Raw genomic sequence first — 15933 nt, forward strand, 5'->3', positions numbered from 1 at the left:
GTCCCCTCCGGGCGGTGCCCTTCCAGGGGCGCGGGGAACTGCGCGACAAGCCACAACGGGCCCGCAGCCGACCACAACCCCCCGGCGGAGCCCCCGGTATGGTGCAGGTATGCATGATCTTGGCGTGGGGTTCGGCTACTTGGTGCGGGGACAGCGGTGGGTGACCCGCCACGGAAAGCAGTTCGGCTTCGGACTGATCCCCGGCCTCATCACCCTCGTCCTGTACGCCGCAGCCCTCACCGCCCTGGCCCTGTGGGGCACGGACTTCACCGCCTGGGCCACCCCCTTCGCAGACGACTGGTCGAGCCCCTGGCTCGGCCTCTTCCGCGGATTCCTGACGGCCGTCCTCTTCGCCCTCGCCCTCCTCCTCTCCGTGATCACGTTCACCGCCGTGACGCTCCTCCTCGGCCAGCCCTTCTACGAGAACCTCTCGGAGAAGGTGGACAGGGACGTCTCCCCGGACGGCACGGCACCCGAGTCGGGCCTGCCCCTGTGGCGCGAGCTCCTGATCTCCGCACGGGACAGCCTCAGGGTCGTGGCCAGGGCCCTGGTCTGGGGCGTACTGCTCTTCGCGCTCGGGTTCATCCCGTTCGTCGGACAGACCGTCGTCCCGGTGATCGGCTTCTTCGTCACGGGCTTCTTCCTCACCGAGGAACTGACGGCGGTCGCCCTGCAACGCCGCGGTGTCGTACTCCGCGACCGCCTCACCATGCTCCGCTCCCGCAAGAGGCTGATCTGGGGTTTCGGCACTCCGCTGGGCCTCGCCTTCCTCGTCCCCTTCGTGGCCGTCTTCCTGATGCCCGGCGCGGTCGCGGGCGCCACCTTGATGGCTCGCGATCTGATGGGCGAGGAGACCCGCGAAGAAGAGGACGAGGACGAGGGAGAGCAGGCCGGCAGCGTCAGCCGGTGACGTCCGCCGCCACCTTCAGGATCGATCGGACCTGGGCGATGATGTCCAGCCGGTTCTGGATGAACTGGGGGTCGGTGACCGTCCCGCTCGCCGGATCCGTGTTGCCCGTCCCGAACTGCAGGACCGGCGTGTGGACATGACCGCCGGGGAGCGAGGCGGTGAGGCCCAGCCGGTCCCGCAGAAGCGTCGCGCGGTACGCGATCTCGTTGGAGAGGTAGTCGCCTCCGCCGCCCGCGCGGGCGGTCGAGCCGGCGGTCGGTCCCTCGGGGCGTACGACGGGAGTGGTGCCGCCCGCCGGGATCTCGGTCACCGACGTGTTGTCGTACACGGGGAATCGGCCCGTGCTCGCGGCCACGATGTCCTTGTACGGCAGGGTCGTCGACGTCCACTGCGGCTGCGAGGCCGGGTCCGTGACCGGGATGGTCTCGGTGCGGGAGAGATTCTCGTTGTCCCCGAAGCCGCCCCGCCAGGCCCCGTTGGTGCGCTCGACGTCGAACCGGCCCACCCGGCCCTGGCTGACCGTCGTGAACAGGTCGACACGGGGGAGCTGCGGGCGCAGGGTCCGCTCCACCGTGCCGTCGGCGAAGTCCTGCCAGCGGACCGGGAAGACGGCGGTCTCGATACGGGCCGGGCCGTCCGCCGTCTCGATCACCGTGCCGTCGAGCGCGAGGGCCGTGGCTCCGGACGGGTTGGAGATCCGGATGTCCCGGTCCAGCGTGAACGGGTCGAAGCCCGTCACCAGGATTCGCTTGATGCCCTTGGAGTGCGGGTAGCGGATGGTGTCCTGCCCGCGGGAGGTGCGCTCGAGTGAGGTGAGCAGACGGGTCCGTTGGGCTTCGGTGAGGCCGAACCGCGGCTCCCACTGGCGTACTTCACGGGTCATGCCGAGCCGAGCCCAGTACAGCGGGCGGTCGTCGTCCCGGCTCAGGTCGCCGCCCGCCGGGCCCCGGCCCTGCGCGCGGTCCACGGCCCGCTGCCACAGTCGCGCGCCCTGCCGTTCGACCACCCGCTCGGCCTGCGCGTACGAACGGGTCTTGCCCAGTGCTCGTACGAACTCCGGTGCCACTGTGGCGAATCCGGAGCGGGCCAGGATCTCCTGGGGCGCCGCCCTGTCGAGTCGCCGTTCCTCCACGGTGGGCGCGGCGGCGGGGTCCTCCGCCGCGTGGGCGGGCGGGGCCGCGAGGCCGGTCAGCAGGGCCAGGCCGAGGGCGCCGAGCTGAACACGTATGTGCGTCAAGGTAGTTCAGGTCCTTCCGTCGCGAGTGGGGGCCGTCGTCGGATGGCCGCAGTATGCGTGACGGACGGGGCGTGCGCCATGGCGCGTGAACGCAGGGGTGTGCGAGTCAGGTGCGGGGCGAGGGGATCTTCGCCGCCGCCTCGCGCAGGGCGGCCAGGAACGCCGACGTGGACGGCTCCGGGTGTCTGCCCCGGGCCGTCGCCGCGTACACCGCCCGGGCCGGCGCCCCCTCGTCGTGGACCGGCAGGAGAGCGATGTCGGGGCGTACGGACTCGGCGGCCAGCGCCGGGATCAGGGTCACCCCGAGCCCGGCGGCCACGTACCCCTGCTTGGCCGTCCACTCGGCGACGACGTGTGCCACACGCGGGCGGAAACCGTGCAGCAGAGCCATGTCGAGGAGGGTGCCCTCGGGGCGGGAGCTGCCGGATATCCAGTCGGCGTCGGCGAGTTGGGACAGCTGGATGGACGGGAGGCCGGAGAGGGGATGGCCCGCCGGGACGGCCACGTACAGGGACTCGTCGAGGAGGTGGTGCAGTTCGTGGGCGTCCAGCGGGGCGCGGCCCGTCGTGGAGACGACCGCGAGGTCGAGGTCGCCCGCGGTGAGGGCGTCGAGGAGGGCCGGTGTCAGCCCCTCCTCGCGGGTGAGCCGGACCCCCGGGTGCCGGGCGCGGAAGGCGGCGATGGCGCGAGGCACCAGCGCCGCGTCGGCCGTCGCGAACGCACCGACCCGCAGTCTGCCGCTCGACGCCTCGCGCAGTGACGCCAACTCCCGTGCCGTGTCGCGGAGTCGCTCGGTGACGGCCTCGGCGTGCGGGACGAGCGCCCGCCCCGCCCCCGTCAGCCGAACCCCTCTCGGCAGCCGGTCGAAGAGCGGGGCCCCGCCGAGCGCCGCCTCCAGCGAGGCGACCTGCCGCGACACCGCCGACTGCGTCCAGCCGAGCACCCGCCCCGCCACCGTGAACGACCCGTGCCGGGCCACCTCCAGGAAGACCCGCAGCCAGACGGTCGAGAGGCCCGGCACGTCGTCCGGGCCGCCGGTCCCCACCCCCACGGCCCCGCCGACCAGGGCGTCGGCGTCGCTTTCGGTATGCGGTGTCTGCATGGCGGCCATGCTAGACATTCGCTTGTCGCATCGCCCGCCCACACCTAGCGTCGAGGACACGTACAAGGCCGAGGACACGTACAAGAAGGACCACCGAAGGAACACGTGAAGATGCAGACGACGCTCGACAACCCGCCCTCCGCCCCGCAGCCCGCCAACGCCTACTACTCCCAGGTCGCCCGGGTCGAACTCGACGGCGGGGGAGTGATGTTGTACCTCTCCGGACAGATCGCCGACGGAGACACCCTGGCCGAACAGTCCCGCGGGGTCTTCGAGACCATCGACGCCCTGCTCAAGGCGCACGGAGCCACCCTCGCCGACGTCATCAACATCCGTACGTATCTGACGGACATCGACAGACTCCACGAATACGGCTCCGTACGACGGGAGTTCCTCACCGGGACCGCCCCCACCAGCATGACCTTCGAGGTGTCCCGCCTCTTCAAGCCGGAGGCCCTCGTCGAGGTGGAGGTCGTCGCCGCCGTCAGCCCCCGCTGACCCCGGGGCCTTCGCCCAGCAGCGTGAGGAAGTCGCGGAACGCCGCCGGCATGTCCACCGACTCCGGCGCGAGCAGCCACTGGTACTGCAGCCCGTCCATCACCGCGACGAGCAGGGGAGCGGCCCGCTCAGGCGTGAGCCCGCTCGGCAGCCGCTCCCCGTAGTCGGCCCGCAGCACCTGCGCCATGTTCGCGCGCACCGCCTCGTACCGCTCGGTGAAGAACTCACGGGCCGGGTGCCCCTCCGTGACGCTCTCGCCGAGCAGCGCCGAGAAGGTCTGCACGATCCCGGGCCGCATCGCGTTGTACTCGACCAGCTGGTCCAGCAGATCGAGCCGCAGCCTGGTGGCGGGCATCGCGTCCCACTGGTCGCGCTCCGCCATCACGGCGACGAGCAGCGCCTCCTTGGTGGGGAAGTGGTGCAGCAGCCCCTGCTGGGTGAGCCCGACCCGCTCGGCGACGGCGGCCAGGCTCGCGCCCCGGTAACCGCGCTCGGCGATCACCTCCAGCGTCGCCCGGAGGATCTCCGCGCGCCGCTCCACGCTCCTGGCCGACCGGGGCGCCTTGCTCGTCATGACGTCACCGTACGACACGGGCACATCCCCCGGCCCACTGAAAGTAACGTACAGATAACTAAACCTACCGATCTACAGGTAACGCGTGCAGGATGGAGGGACGGTACGGACTTCGACGAGGAGGCACCGCCATGGCGGGAACCCAGGGAACCCGGTCCACCCCGGCCGACCAGGCACGCGAGGCCGTGGTCGAGACCGCGCTCGCGAAACTCGACCTGGACGCGAAGACGCGGCTGCTCGCCGGACAGGACATGTGGTCCCTGCCCGCCCTGCCGGAGATCGGCCTGAAGTCGCTGGTCATGTCCGACGGTCCGATAGGGGTACGGGGCGTGCGCTGGACCGCCGACGACCCGTCCATCGCCCTGCCGTCCCCGACCGCGCTCGCCGCCACCTGGGACCCCGCCCTGGCCCGCCGCGCCGGCACCCTCCTCGCCCAGGAGGCCCGCCGCAAGGGCGTCCACGTCCTGCTCGCCCCCACGGTCAACCTGCACCGATCACCGCTCGGCGGCCGTCACTTCGAGGCGTACAGCGAGGATCCGTATCTCACCGGGCGGATCGGCTCCGGGTACGTGACCGGCGTCCAGGAGGGTGGCGTCGGCACCACCGTCAAGCACTTCGTCGCCAACGACGCCGAGACCGACCGCTTCACCGTGAACAACGTGGTCTCCCGACGCGCCCTGCGCGAGCTCTACCTGGCCCCCTTCGAGGCGATCGTCGAGAACGCCCACCCCTGGGGCATCATGACCGCCTACAACTCGGTCAACGGCACGACGATGACCGAGCACCGCTACCTGGTCGACGAGATCCTGCGCGGCGAGTGGGGCTTCGACGGCTTCAACGTCTCCGACTGGATGGCCGCCCGCTCCACCGTCGACGCCGTCGAGGGCGGCCTGGACGTCGCGATGCCGGGACCCACCACCGTGTACGGCGAGAAACTCGCCGTCGCCGTCCGCGCCGGAGAGGTGGCGGAGACCAAGGTCGACGAAGCCGTACGCAACGTGCTGCGCCTGGCCGCCCGCGTCGGCATCCTGGACGGCGCCGAACCGGTGGTCACCGACTTCCCGGCGGAGGTCGACGGAGAGTCGCTGGCCCGTGAGATCGCCCGCCGCGCCTTCGTGCTCGTACGCAACGAAGGCGCCCTCCCGATCCCCGAGGGCCGGTCGGTCGCCCTCATCGGCGCCGCCGCCCGCGACGCCCGGGTCCTCGGCGGCGGCTCCGCCGTCGTGTTCCCCGCCCGGGTCGTCTCCCCGCTCGACGGCCTCACCGCCGCACTGCCCGAGGGCACGCTGACGTACGCGGTCGGCGCCGACCCGAACGAGGAACTCGCCGCCGCCGACAAGGGATTCGAACTGCGAGCGGTCTGCCGCGACTCCGCAGGCACCGTCGTCGGCACGGGCTCCGCACCGAGCGGTCACCTCCAGTGGATGGGCGACGACCTGCCCGACGGAGTCACCCACGACAACCTCCACAGCGTCGAACTCACCGGCACCTTCACCCCGCGCGAGAGCGGCCCGCACACCTTCGGCATCAAGGGACTCGGCGCCTTCACGCTCACGGTCGACGGCACGACGTACTTCGACGAGGTCCAACGGGCGGAGAAGGACGACCCGTTCGTGACGTTCTTCGGCGCTCCGGTCGAGCGGGCCACGGTGGACCTGACCGCCGGTGACACCTACGAGGTCTCACTGCGCCATGTCGTCTCCGTCCCCGAGAACGTCCCCATGAAGGTCGTCGCCTTCACGCTCACCCACAAGGAGCCCCAGCGCGACCCGGACGAACTGATCGCCGAAGCCGTCGAGGCCGCCCGCGCCGCCGACACCGCGGTCGTCGTGGTCGCCACCACCGAACGCGTCGAGTCCGAGGGCTTCGACCGCAAGGACCTCCGACTCCCCGGCCGCCAGGACGAGTTGGTCCACGCGATCGCCGCCGCCAACCCCAACACCGTCGTGATCGTCAACTCCGGCTCCCCGGTGGAACTCCCGTGGCGCGACGACGTGTCCGCCGTACTCCTCAGCTGGTTCCCGGGCCAGGAGGGCGGCGCCGCCCTAGCCGACGTCCTCACCGGCACCCACGAGCCCGGCGGCCGCCTCCCCACCACCTGGGGCTCCTTCACCGACGCCCCGGTCACCCGGGTCACCCCCACCGACGGCGAACTCCCCTACACCGAGGACGTGTTCATCGGCTACCGGGCCTGGGAGAAGGAGGGCCGCACCCCGACCTACCCCTTCGGCCACGGCCTCGGCTACACGGACTGGACGTACGACTCCATCGACGTGACGGGCACAACGGTCACGGTCCGCATCACCAACTCCGGCACCCGCGAGGGCCGAGAGACCGTCCAGATCTACCTGGCTCCCACAGAGCCCGACACCACCCGCCCGACGCGTTGGCTGGCAGGCTTCGCAACGGCGGAGGCACTCCCGGGCGAAGCAGCCACAGTCACCGTCGAACTCCCCACCCGAGCCTTCGAGACCTGGGACGAGAAGACCAACGCCTGGACACCGAGGAGGGGTTCATACGAGATCGAGGCGTCCCACTCGATCACCGACTGCAGGCTGAGGGCGAGCATTGAAGTCTGACCCGCACTTTGGGCTTTTGGTCTTTTGCGCTTTTGGTCTTTAGGGGCGCGGGGAACTGCGCGACCAGCCACAACGAACCCGCAGCTCAAAACGGCGCCCCACCCCTCACGCAGGAGGCGTACGCGAGGTCACAGCCGCGTACGCCATCTCAGCAAGCCGGGCCTGCCCGTTCTTGCTGGGATGGAACCAGTCCCAGTGACTCAACTGCTTCGTACCGAACCGATACTCGAACACCGCCCCACCATCGAACCGGCACCGCTCGTCCTTCGCGCACACTTCCCGCAACACCGAGTTGTACGACTCCACCCGATCCTGCACGGTGTCCCGCCGCAACGTCGCAGCCGAGTCCAACGCGTCGGCGTCACCCAGCATCGACGGGCAGATCCCGAGCTTCCAGATCTGCTTGCTCAGCTGGTTGGTCCGCCCCTCCGACCACAACCGCTTCAGATCGGGCACGCTGGACACGTACACCTGCGTCTTCGGCAGAGCCTCCCGCAGTGTGGTCAGCGCGTCCTGGAACTGGGTGCGGAACTCCGCCACCGAGGTCATCGCGGACACCGACGAACGGCAGGCGTCGTTCGCGCCGGCCATCACCGTGACCAGCTCGGGCTTCTTCGTCGCGGCCTGGGCCATCTGGCCGGGCAGATCGGTCATGCGGGAGCCGGTCTGCGCGTAGTTCCAGCTGCGCTGGGCGGCACCGGCCGGGCCGAGGAGCCGTACCGCGAGGCTGTTCACCTTCAAGTCGGTGCCGGTCGCCCACGAGACCTCGGGGCAGTCGGACAGTACCGAGCAGGCGTCGAAGCCGCGGGTGATGGAGTCGCCGACGGCGGCCAGTGAGCGGGGGCTGCTGTCCCAGGCGGGAGTGGGTTTCGGGGACGGTTTCGCGGCCCGCGCGGAGGTGCCGGAGGGCCCCGGGGAGTTGCCGCCACTGGCGTCGCATCCGGCCAGTCCCGCGACACCCAGCAGAGCCGCCACCGCGGCCGCGGCGACACCTCGTGAACCGTGACCACGCTTCCGCATTCCCAGTTCCCCTCGTTCGTCACGCAACGGCGGCCCGCCCAGGAGCGTCCCCCTGGGTGAAACCTCCGTGTTTCCGGGCGCTGGGACCGACGGTACGTCACACTCCTTGCGCCGCCGCACGGTAGCCTCGCCACGTGGCTGCCCAGCCACTGACGTTCCGCCAAAGTGCAAGATGCCCGCTCTGTCCGGAGGTCCCAGTGACGACACGTGGAGTTCTCTACGTGCACTCCGCGCCGCGTGCGCTGTGCCCGCACGTCGAATGGGCAGTCGCGGGTGTGCTCGGCACACGGGTCAGCCTCGACTGGATCCGGCAGCCCGCGTCACCCGGCACCTGGAGATCCGAGTTCTCCTGGAAGGGCGAGGTCGGCACGGCCTCCAAGCTCGCCTCGGCGCTGCGCGGCTGGCAGATGCTGCGCTTCGAGGTCACCGCCGAACCGTGCGCCACCGCCGAGGGAGAGCGCTACAGCTGCACCCCTGAGCTGGGCATCTTCCACGCCGTGACCGGCATCCACGGCGACATCCTGATCCCCGAGGACCGCCTGCGCGCCGCCCTGGTCCGCTCCCAGCAGGGCGAAACGCAACTGGAGTCCGAACTCACCAAGCTCCTCGGCAAGCCCTGGGACGACGAACTGGAGCCCTTCCGCTACGCGGGCGAGGGCGCCCCGGTCCGCTGGCTCCACCAGGTGGTCTGAGACCTTCGGACGGGCGCGCCCGTAAGGGGCGCGGGGAACTGCGCGACAAGCCCCCACCGGCGCGCGGCCGACAACCAACGAACGACAAGTGGCCCGGGTTCCTCAAGGAGGAGCCCGGGCCACTCACCGTAGGCACAAATACGGCCGAAATCAGACCGTACGGAACGCCAGAACCACGTTGTGCCCACCGAACCCGAACGAGTCGTTCAGCGCGGCGATCCGCCCCTCGACGGGCAACTTCCGAGCCTCACCGCGAACGATGTCGGCGGCGGCCTCCGCCTCGGGGTCGAGGTTGTCGACGTTGATGGTCGGCGGTGCGATCCGGTGGTACAGCGCGAGCACCGTGGCGACGGACTCGACACCACCCGCGCCACCCAGCAGATGCCCGGTCATGGACTTCGTACCGGAGACCGCGAAGTGGTCGGTGTCGTCGCCGAAGACCTTGCGCAGCGCCTTCAGCTCGGCCACGTCACCGGCCGGCGTGGAGGTCGCGTGCGCGTTGACGTGCACGATCTCCGCCGGGTTCAGGTCCGTGTTGTCCAGCAGGTTCTGCAGGGCGTGGGCGATGCCCCGCCCTTCCGGCTCCGGCTGCACGATGTCGTGGCCGTCGGCCGAGATGCCCTGGCCGACCGCCTCCGCGTACACGCGGGCACCGCGCTTGGCGGCGTGCTCGGCCGACTCCAGGACGATGACACCCGCGCCCTCGCCGAGGACGAAGCCGTCCCGGCCGAGGTCGTAGGGACGCGAGGCGCCCTGCGGGTCGTCGTTGTTCTTGGACATCGCCATCATGTTGCCGAAGGCGGCGATGGGCAGCGGGTGGATCGCCGCCTCCGTACCACCGGCGACGACGACGTCGGCGCGGCCGGTGCGGATCATCTCGATGGCGTAGCCGATGGCCTCGGCGCCCGACGCGCAGGCGGAGACCGGGGTGTGCACACCGGCGCGGGCGCCGACGAGCAGACCCACGTTGGCCGAGGGGCCGTTCGGCATCAGCATGGGGACGGTGTGCGGGGAGACGCGGCGTACGCCCTTCTCCTTCAGCACGTCGTACTGGTCGAGCAGGGTCGTGACGCCACCGATGCCGGAGGCGATGACCGCGCCCAGACGGTCGGGGTCGACCGCCGCGTCCTCGCCGGCCTTGTCGGTGTAACCGGCGTCCGCCCAGGCCTCCTTGGCCGCGATCAGCGCGAACTGCGCCGAGCGGTCGAGGCGGCGGGCCTGCGGGCGCGGAATGACCTCGCCCGGCTCCACGGCGATCTGTGCCGCGATACGGACCGCCTGGTCGGCGGCCCAGTCCTGCTCCAGAGGGCCGACGCCGGAACGTCCGGCGACCAGGCCCTCCCAGGTAGAGGCTGCGTCGCCACCCAGCGGTGTGGTTGCGCCGATACCGGTGACGACCACGGTGCGATTGGTCGGGCTCACGGGAATTCTTTCTCCAACGGATACGAGGATTCAGCGGCGCCACCGCCGGGTGGCGGGGCTAGCAGCGTCTGGGCTGGGGGTTGGCTCAGCCCTGGTGCTTGAGGATGTACTCGGTCGCGTCGCCGACCGTCTTGAGGTTCTTGACGTCGTCGTCGGGGATCTTGACGTCGAAGCGCTCTTCGGCGGCGACGACGACCTCGACCATGGACAGCGAGTCGACGTCCAGGTCGTCGGTGAAGGACTTCTCCAGCTGGACGTCCTCGACCGGGATGCCGGCGATCTCGTTCACGATGTCGGCGAGACCGGCGACGATCTCTTCCTGAGTGGCGGCCATGTCAGGCGCTCCTTCTTGTGTATCCAGAGGGTGTGGCGGTACTCCCGCCCGGAAGGATCCGGGCGGTGTGCCTAGGGGAGGGTAACGACCGTCGCGGCGTACACGAGACCCGCCCCGAAGCCGATGACGAGCGCGGTGTCGCCGCTCTTCGCCTCGCCGGTCGCCAGGAGCCGCTCCATCGCGAGCGGGATCGAGGCGGCCGAGGTGTTACCGGTGGTGCGCACATCACGGGCGACCGTGACGTGTTCCGGCAGCTTGAGAGTCTTCACCATCGAGTCGATGATCCGCTCGTTGGCCTGGTGGGGAATGAAGACGTCCAAGTCGTCCGCAGTGAGTCCGGCGGCGTCCAGCGCCTCCTTGGCGACCTTCGCCATCTCGAACACGGCCCAGCGGAACACCGCCTGGCCCTCCTGCGTGATCGCGGGGAACTTGACCTCGCCCTTGGAGTCCAGGGGCAGCTGGGACACGTCGCCGATCCGGAAACGGTCCCAGGGGATGGTCTGCTTGATCGTGTGGGACTTGTCGCCCTCGGAACCCCACACGGTGGGGCCGATGTGCGGCTCCTGGGAGGGGCCGACGACGACCGCGCCCGCGCCGTCACCGAACAGGAAGGCCGTCGCGCGGTCCTCCAGGTCGGTCAGGTCGGAGAGCCGCTCGACGCCGATGACAAGCACGTACTCCGCGGAGCCCTCGACGACCATGCCCTTGGCGAGGGTCAGTCCGTAGCCGAAGCCGGCGCAGCCCGCCGAGATGTCGAAGGCCGCGGCCTTCGCCGTGCCGAGCTTGTCGGCGATCTCGGTGGCGACGGCCGGGGTCTGGCTGAAGTGCGAGACGGTCGAGACGACCACGGCGCCGATCTGCTCGGCGCTGATCCCGGCGTCGGCGATCGCCTTGCCGGACGCCTCGATCGACATGGCGGCGACGGTCTCCTCGTCGTTCGCCCAGTGCCGGGTCTCGATGCCGGAGCGCGAGCGGATCCACTCGTCGGACGAGTCGATCGTTTCGAGGATCACCTCGTTCGGCACGACACGGACCGGGCGGTAGCCACCGACACCGAGGATGCGCGCGTACGGGGCGCCCTTGCTGGGCTTGATCTTCGACATGCTCTGTCGGCTCCTTACGCGCTCAGGCGGAGGCGTGCTCGGCGATGAGCTCGCGAGCCGCGTCGAGGTCGTCGGGTGTCTTCAGCGCCAGCGTCTTCACGCCGGGCAGCGCGCGCTTGGCGAGACCGGTCAGGGTGCCGCCGGGGCACACCTCCAGGAGCGCGGTCACGCCGAGTTCCTTGAAGGTCTCCATGCACAGGTCCCAGCGGACCGGGTTGGCGACCTGGCCGACCAGCCGGGCCAGCACCTCGGAGCCCGCGGCGACGGCCTGCCCGTCCTTGTTCGACACGTACGTGACCGTCGGGTCGGCGGGAGACAGCTCGGCCGCGGCGCGGCCGAGGGCGTCGACCGCCGGGGCCATGTGGTGCGTGTGGAACGCGCCCGCGACCTTCAGGGCCACCACGCGACGTACGCCCTCGGGCTTGTCGGCCTCCAGGGCGGCCAGCTCCTCCAGCGTGCCGGCGGCCACGATCTGGCCGGCGCCGTTCACGTTCGCCGGGGTCAGACCGAGCTTCTCCAGGTGCGGGATCGTCACTTCCGGGTCGCCGCCGAGCAGCGCCGACATTCCGGTGGCGGTGGCGGCGGTCGCCTCCGCCATGGCCAGCCCGCGGAGGCGGACGAGGCGGACGGCCTCCTCGTCGGGGAGTACCCCGGCGAGCGCGGCGGCGGTCAGTTCGCCCACGCTGTGTCCGGCGACGGCGCCGACCTTGAGCGGCAGCTGGGCGGGGTCGTCGAAGAGCGTGTACGCCGAGGTCAGTCCGGCCGCGACCAGGAGCGGCTGCGCCACCGCGGTGTCACGGATCTCCTCCGCGTCCCCCTCGGTGCCGTAACGGATCAGGTCGAGCTCCACGGCGTCGGACCACGCCTCAAGGGCACCGCGGACACCGGGGAGGTCGAGCCAGGGAGTCAGGAAGCCGGGCGTCTGGGCGCCCTGGCCGGGAGCGACGAGTACGAGCACTCTCACACTCTCTCTTGTGGACGGGCACCGCCGCCCGTGGGGACAGGGACGAAGAACAGGAGGGGGAATTGTAGGGCCCCGACAAAAGCCTAGAGCTGGGGATCTCCATCGGCCAGACGCCCCAGGATCAGCGCGATCCGCAGCGTGAACGCCGAACGTACATCCGAGGGCGACCAGCCGGTGACGTCAGTCACACGTCGAAGCCGGTAGCGCACGGTGTTGGGGTGCACGAAGAGCATCCGGGCCGCACCTTCGAGACTGCTCGCCTGTTCGAGATAGACGCTCAGCGTCTCCAGGAGAGCGGACCCCGCTTCTTCCAGTGGTCTGTAGATCTCCTCCACCAGCTGTTCACGAGCAGAGGGGTCCGAGGCGATCGCGCGCTCCGGCAGCAGATCGTCCGCCAGAACCGGCCGCGGGGCGTCCTGCCAGGCGAAACACGCCTTGAGTCCGGCGGCGGCGGCCTGCGCGGAGCGGGTCGCGGCGAGCAGGTCGGGCACGACCGGACCGGCCACCACGGGTCCCGCGGCATACGGCCCGATCAGGGACTTCGCGACACCGAGCGGATTGTCGCTGCCACCCGCGATGACGACCAGCCGGTCCCCGAGCACCCCGGTCAGCACCTGGAGCTTGGCGTGCCGGGCCGCCCGCCGGATGGCCTCGACCGTCAGCTCGCTGTCACCGTCGGGTGCCGTGCCCAGCACCACGCACACATGCTCGGGAGAGTTCCAGCCGAGCGCCGCGGCTCGGGACACCGCACCTTCGTCGGCCTCCCCGGAGAGGACAGCGTTCACGACCAGGGACTCCAGCCGGGCGTCCCAGGCACCGCGCGCCTCGGCGGCCTGCGCGTACACCTGGGCGGTCGCGAAGGCGATCTCCCGCGCGTACACGAGCAGCGCCTCGCGGAGCACCGACTCGTCACCGGGAGCGGCCACCTCGTCGATGGCGCTCTCCATCACCTCGATCGTGGTGCGCACCATCTCGACGGTCTGGCGCAGGGTGATCGCCCTGGTCAGCTCGCGCGGCGCGGTGCCGAAGACGTCCGTGGAGATCGCCTGGGGAGCGTCCGGATGCCGGAACCACTCCTTGAACGCGGCGATACCGGCCTGGGCGACGAGGCCGATCCACGACCGGTTCTCCGGGGACATCGCCCGGTACCACGGCAGCGTCTCGTCCATGCGTGCGATCGCCTGGGCCGCGAGACTGCCGGACGACTTCTCCAGCCGCTTCAGGGTCGCGGCGTGCGCATGGGCGGCGCGGGCGGCGCGTTCGGTGTTGCTGGATTCGGGTTCGGGCACGGGACAAGACTGCCTTATCAGGACGGGAGTATGCGGCGGAGGGTCTCGGACGGCCCGTCCGACGGGTCTACGGTGGGTCCGTGATGGACGTACGGCGCGCCGACGAGCGCTACCGCGGAGGCGACCCGGCGGCCGGGATCGAGTCCCTGCACGCCTTCTCCTTCGGCCCGCACTACGACCCGGACAACCTCCGCTTCGGCGCGGTCATCGCCTGCAACGAGGAGCACCTCGCACCCGGCGCCGGCTTCGACGAGCACCCGCACAGCCACACCGAGATCGTCACCTGGGTCGTCGAGGGCGAGCTGACCCACCGCGACACGGCCGGCCACGAATCGGTCGTGGGCCCCGGTGACGTCCAGCGCCTCAGCTCGGCGGGCGGGGTCCGCCACATCGAACGCAACGACGGGGACACGCCACTGCTCTTCGTCCAGATGTGGCTGGCCCCGCTGGAGCCGGGCGGCGACCCCGCGTACGAGGTCGTCCACGGCATCGCCGACTCCACCCCGTACGCCGTCCCGGAGGCGGCCGCGATACTTCACGTACGCCGCCTGGCGCCGGGCGAGCGCACCGCCGTCCCGGACGCGCCGTTCGTGTACGCACATGTCGTACGCGGCGAAGTCCTGCTGGACAGCTGGGTGCTGAGCCCCGGGGACGCGGCCCGCATCACGGACGCGAAGGACCTGGAGGCGGTCGCCAGGGACGGGGCGGAGCTGCTGTTCTGGGAGATGGCGTAGGGAGCCTCTTACGGGGTGCTGGAGAGCTCGGCCAGCACCGCGTCCGTGAAGGCGGGCCACACCTCGACGGCCCACGGCCCGAAGGCCCGGTCCGTCAGCGCCACGCAGGCCGCTCCGGCATCGGGGTCGATCCACAGGAACGTACCCGACTGCCCGAAGTGCCCGAAGGTGCGCGGCGAGGACGAACTCCCCGTCCAGTGGGGCGACTTGGAGTCCCTGATCTCGAAGCCGAGGCCCCAGTCGTTGGGGTTCTGGTGCCCGTACCCCGGCAGGACGCCTTTCGTCCCCGGGTACTGCACGGTCATCGCCTCCGCGACGGTCCGCGGATCGAGCAGCCGCGGCGCCTGCACCTCGGCGGCGAACCGCACCAGATCGTCGACGGTCGAGACCCCGTCCTTCGCGGGCGAGCCGTCGAGGGCCGTCGACGTCATCCCGAGCGGTTCGAGGACCGCCTGCTTCAGATACTCACCGAAGGGAATCTCCGTCGCCTTCGCGATGTGATCCCCCAACTGCTCGAACCCGGCATTGGAGTACAGCCGCCGCACCCCCGGCGCCGCCGTCACCCGATGCTCGTCGAAAGCCAGCCCACTGGTGTGCGCGAGCAGATGCCGCACGGAGGACCCCTCGGGCCCGGCGGGCTCATCCAGCTCGACGGCCCCTTCCTCGTACGCGACAAGGGCGGCGTAGGCGGCGAGGGGCTTCGTCACGGACGCCAGCGCGAACCGCTGAGTGACGGGCCCATGGCTGCCGAGCACGGTGCCGTCCGCCCGCACGACGGCCGCGGCAACGGTTGGGACGGGCCACTTCTCGATGAGGGCGAGACTCTCCAAAGACATGCACAAGAGCCTACGACCACGGTGATGGCCCCGGTTCAGGGCAGCACCCCTTCAGGGGCGCGGGGAACTGCGCGACAAGCCCCCACCGGGCCCGCAGCTCAGAACCGAAGCCGCATCAAAGGATCAGGCGTACGAACAAACCCCATGGACGCATACAGCGGCGCGGCCTCCGCCGAAGCAGTCAGATCGATCTGCCCGACCCCTTCCTCCCGGAACCACGCGATCAACGCCTCCATACAGGCCCGCGCATACCCCCGCCGCCGCACCTCGGGGTCGCTCGCGACACTGAACACGTAGCCGATCCGCCCGTGCGGATTCCCGGCCCGCCCGATCCGGTACTCCACCGTCCCCACGACAAGCGCCCCCAGCACCCCCACCCGCTCGGGGTGATCGACGACGAACGCGGCGAAACCCCCGTCGGGATCGGCCAGCCGCCCCCGTACGGTGGTCAGGGACTCGGCATGCCAGTCGGTGGACGTGTCCGCGCCGGCCATGGAGTCGATCATCACCTGGCGCAGTCGAAGGAGTTCCTCGGCGTCCTCGGGCACGGCACGACGTACAAGACTCATGATCGGCACGGTAGCCACGGACCCCGGCCGATGTCGTCGGAATTTCATCGGAATCCGCTTGCTTGGAGTG

General features: G+C 70.6%; 16 protein-coding genes. 5 read left to right on the plus strand and 11 right to left on the minus strand.

What is annotated here, in order from left to right; genetic code table 11:
• Window positions 1-109 precede the first annotated feature (109 nt).
• The gene (locus JEQ17_RS32005; RefSeq protein WP_200398401.1) at window positions 110-910 is read left to right on the plus strand and encodes an EI24 domain-containing protein; all 801 of its coding nucleotides are present in this window, start codon (window positions 110-112) and stop codon (window positions 908-910) included.
• On the opposite strand, the gene JEQ17_RS32010 is transcribed toward JEQ17_RS32005, so the two are convergent.
• Entirely contained in the window at window positions 900-2147 is a 1248-nt protein-coding gene (locus JEQ17_RS32010) for a C15 family peptidase (protein ID WP_200398403.1), read from the minus strand. The two genes, JEQ17_RS32005 and JEQ17_RS32010, sit on opposite strands and share 11 nt — an antisense overlap.
• A 106-nt stretch (window positions 2148-2253) precedes the next feature.
• Window positions 2254-3258, minus strand: coding sequence for a LysR family transcriptional regulator (locus JEQ17_RS32015; RefSeq protein ID WP_407700103.1), 1005 nt, complete (start codon window positions 3256-3258; stop codon window positions 2254-2256).
• A gap of 102 nt (window positions 3259-3360) precedes the next feature.
• Here JEQ17_RS32015 and JEQ17_RS32020 point away from each other — a divergent pair, with 102 nt between their 5' ends.
• On the plus strand, window positions 3361-3747 hold the full coding sequence (locus JEQ17_RS32020; protein ID WP_200398407.1) for a RidA family protein: 387 nt from the start codon (window positions 3361-3363) through the stop codon (window positions 3745-3747).
• On the opposite strand, the gene JEQ17_RS32025 is transcribed toward JEQ17_RS32020, so the two are convergent.
• Entirely contained in the window at window positions 3734-4339 is a 606-nt protein-coding gene (locus tag JEQ17_RS32025) for a TetR/AcrR family transcriptional regulator (RefSeq protein WP_200398409.1), read from the minus strand. The two genes, JEQ17_RS32020 and JEQ17_RS32025, sit on opposite strands and share 14 nt — an antisense overlap.
• Window positions 4340-4452: 113 nt before the next feature.
• On the opposite strand from JEQ17_RS32025, the gene JEQ17_RS32030 reads away from it, so the two are divergent.
• Window positions 4453-6900 (plus strand): beta-glucosidase H, encoded by a 2448-nt coding sequence (locus tag JEQ17_RS32030; protein WP_200398411.1) that lies wholly within the window; start codon window positions 4453-4455, stop codon window positions 6898-6900.
• Between the two features lie 105 nt (window positions 6901-7005).
• Here the strand turns inward: JEQ17_RS32030 and JEQ17_RS32035 are convergent, their stop codons facing one another.
• Window positions 7006-7920, minus strand: coding sequence for an SGNH/GDSL hydrolase family protein (locus tag JEQ17_RS32035; protein ID WP_200398413.1), 915 nt, complete (start codon window positions 7918-7920; stop codon window positions 7006-7008).
• A 197-nt stretch (window positions 7921-8117) separates the two neighbouring features.
• Here JEQ17_RS32035 and JEQ17_RS32040 point away from each other — a divergent pair, with 197 nt between their 5' ends.
• Window positions 8118-8612 carry a DUF3145 domain-containing protein gene (locus JEQ17_RS32040; protein WP_055611750.1) on the plus strand — a complete coding sequence of 165 codons (495 nt, stop codon included), beginning with the start codon at window positions 8118-8120 and terminating at the stop codon, window positions 8610-8612.
• Window positions 8613-8762: 150 nt separating this feature from the next.
• Here JEQ17_RS32040 and JEQ17_RS32045 read toward each other — a convergent pair whose 3' ends face one another.
• The 5 genes from JEQ17_RS32045 to fasR form a co-directional block, all read right to left on the minus strand.
• Complete coding sequence (locus tag JEQ17_RS32045) at window positions 8763-10034, minus strand: beta-ketoacyl-[acyl-carrier-protein] synthase family protein (protein WP_200398414.1); 1272 nt, start codon at window positions 10032-10034, stop codon at window positions 8763-8765.
• A gap of 85 nt (window positions 10035-10119) precedes the next feature.
• Complete coding sequence (locus JEQ17_RS32050; protein WP_055611752.1) at window positions 10120-10368, minus strand: acyl carrier protein; 249 nt, start codon at window positions 10366-10368, stop codon at window positions 10120-10122.
• Window positions 10369-10439: 71 nt separating this feature from the next.
• The gene (locus tag JEQ17_RS32055; protein ID WP_200398416.1) at window positions 10440-11471 is read right to left on the minus strand and encodes a ketoacyl-ACP synthase III; all 1032 of its coding nucleotides are present in this window, start codon (window positions 11469-11471) and stop codon (window positions 10440-10442) included.
• Between the two features lie 22 nt (window positions 11472-11493).
• Window positions 11494-12429, minus strand: a complete 936-nt coding sequence (locus JEQ17_RS32060) for an ACP S-malonyltransferase (protein ID WP_200398418.1) — start codon at window positions 12427-12429, stop codon at window positions 11494-11496.
• Between the two features lie 89 nt (window positions 12430-12518).
• Complete coding sequence (fasR, locus tag JEQ17_RS32065; protein ID WP_189838055.1) at window positions 12519-13724, minus strand: fatty acid biosynthesis transcriptional regulator FasR; 1206 nt, start codon at window positions 13722-13724, stop codon at window positions 12519-12521.
• An 80-nt stretch (window positions 13725-13804) separates the two neighbouring features.
• On the opposite strand from fasR, the gene JEQ17_RS32070 reads away from it, so the two are divergent.
• Window positions 13805-14458, plus strand: coding sequence for a pirin family protein (locus JEQ17_RS32070; RefSeq protein WP_234048456.1), 654 nt, complete (start codon window positions 13805-13807; stop codon window positions 14456-14458).
• 8 nt (window positions 14459-14466) lie between these two features.
• Here the strand turns inward: JEQ17_RS32070 and JEQ17_RS32075 are convergent, their stop codons facing one another.
• Together JEQ17_RS32075 and JEQ17_RS32080 are read right to left on the minus strand one after the other, a co-directional pair.
• On the minus strand, window positions 14467-15294 hold the full coding sequence (locus tag JEQ17_RS32075; RefSeq protein ID WP_200398420.1) for a serine hydrolase domain-containing protein: 828 nt from the start codon (window positions 15292-15294) through the stop codon (window positions 14467-14469).
• 98 nt (window positions 15295-15392) lie between these two features.
• Window positions 15393-15863, minus strand: coding sequence for a GNAT family N-acetyltransferase (locus JEQ17_RS32080; protein ID WP_200398422.1), 471 nt, complete (start codon window positions 15861-15863; stop codon window positions 15393-15395).
• Window positions 15864-15933 lie beyond the last annotated feature (70 nt).

Origin of the sequence: Streptomyces liliifuscus (assembly GCF_016598615.1) — a bacterium.
GTDB lineage: Bacteria > Actinomycetota > Actinomycetes > Streptomycetales > Streptomycetaceae > Streptomyces > Streptomyces liliifuscus.

Excerpts from the sequence above, each read along its gene's own strand:
- JEQ17_RS32005 (WP_200398401.1), top strand. The coding sequence starts at position 110 with ATGCATGATCTTGGCGTGGGGTTCGGCTACTTGGTGCGGGGACAGCGG.
- JEQ17_RS32015 (WP_407700103.1), bottom strand. The coding sequence starts at position 3,258 with ATGGCCGCCATGCAGACACCGCATACCGAAAGCGACGCCGACGCCCTG.
- JEQ17_RS32020 (WP_200398407.1), top strand. The coding sequence starts at position 3,361 with ATGCAGACGACGCTCGACAACCCGCCCTCCGCCCCGCAGCCCGCCAAC.
- JEQ17_RS32030 (WP_200398411.1), top strand. The coding sequence starts at position 4,453 with ATGGCGGGAACCCAGGGAACCCGGTCCACCCCGGCCGACCAGGCACGC.
- JEQ17_RS32035 (WP_200398413.1), bottom strand. The coding sequence starts at position 7,920 with ATGCGGAAGCGTGGTCACGGTTCACGAGGTGTCGCCGCGGCCGCGGTG.
- JEQ17_RS32050 (WP_055611752.1), bottom strand. The coding sequence starts at position 10,368 with ATGGCCGCCACTCAGGAAGAGATCGTCGCCGGTCTCGCCGACATCGTG.
- JEQ17_RS32055 (WP_200398416.1), bottom strand. The coding sequence starts at position 11,471 with ATGTCGAAGATCAAGCCCAGCAAGGGCGCCCCGTACGCGCGCATCCTC.
- JEQ17_RS32075 (WP_200398420.1), bottom strand. The coding sequence starts at position 15,294 with ATGTCTTTGGAGAGTCTCGCCCTCATCGAGAAGTGGCCCGTCCCAACC.
- JEQ17_RS32080 (WP_200398422.1), bottom strand. The coding sequence starts at position 15,863 with ATGAGTCTTGTACGTCGTGCCGTGCCCGAGGACGCCGAGGAACTCCTT.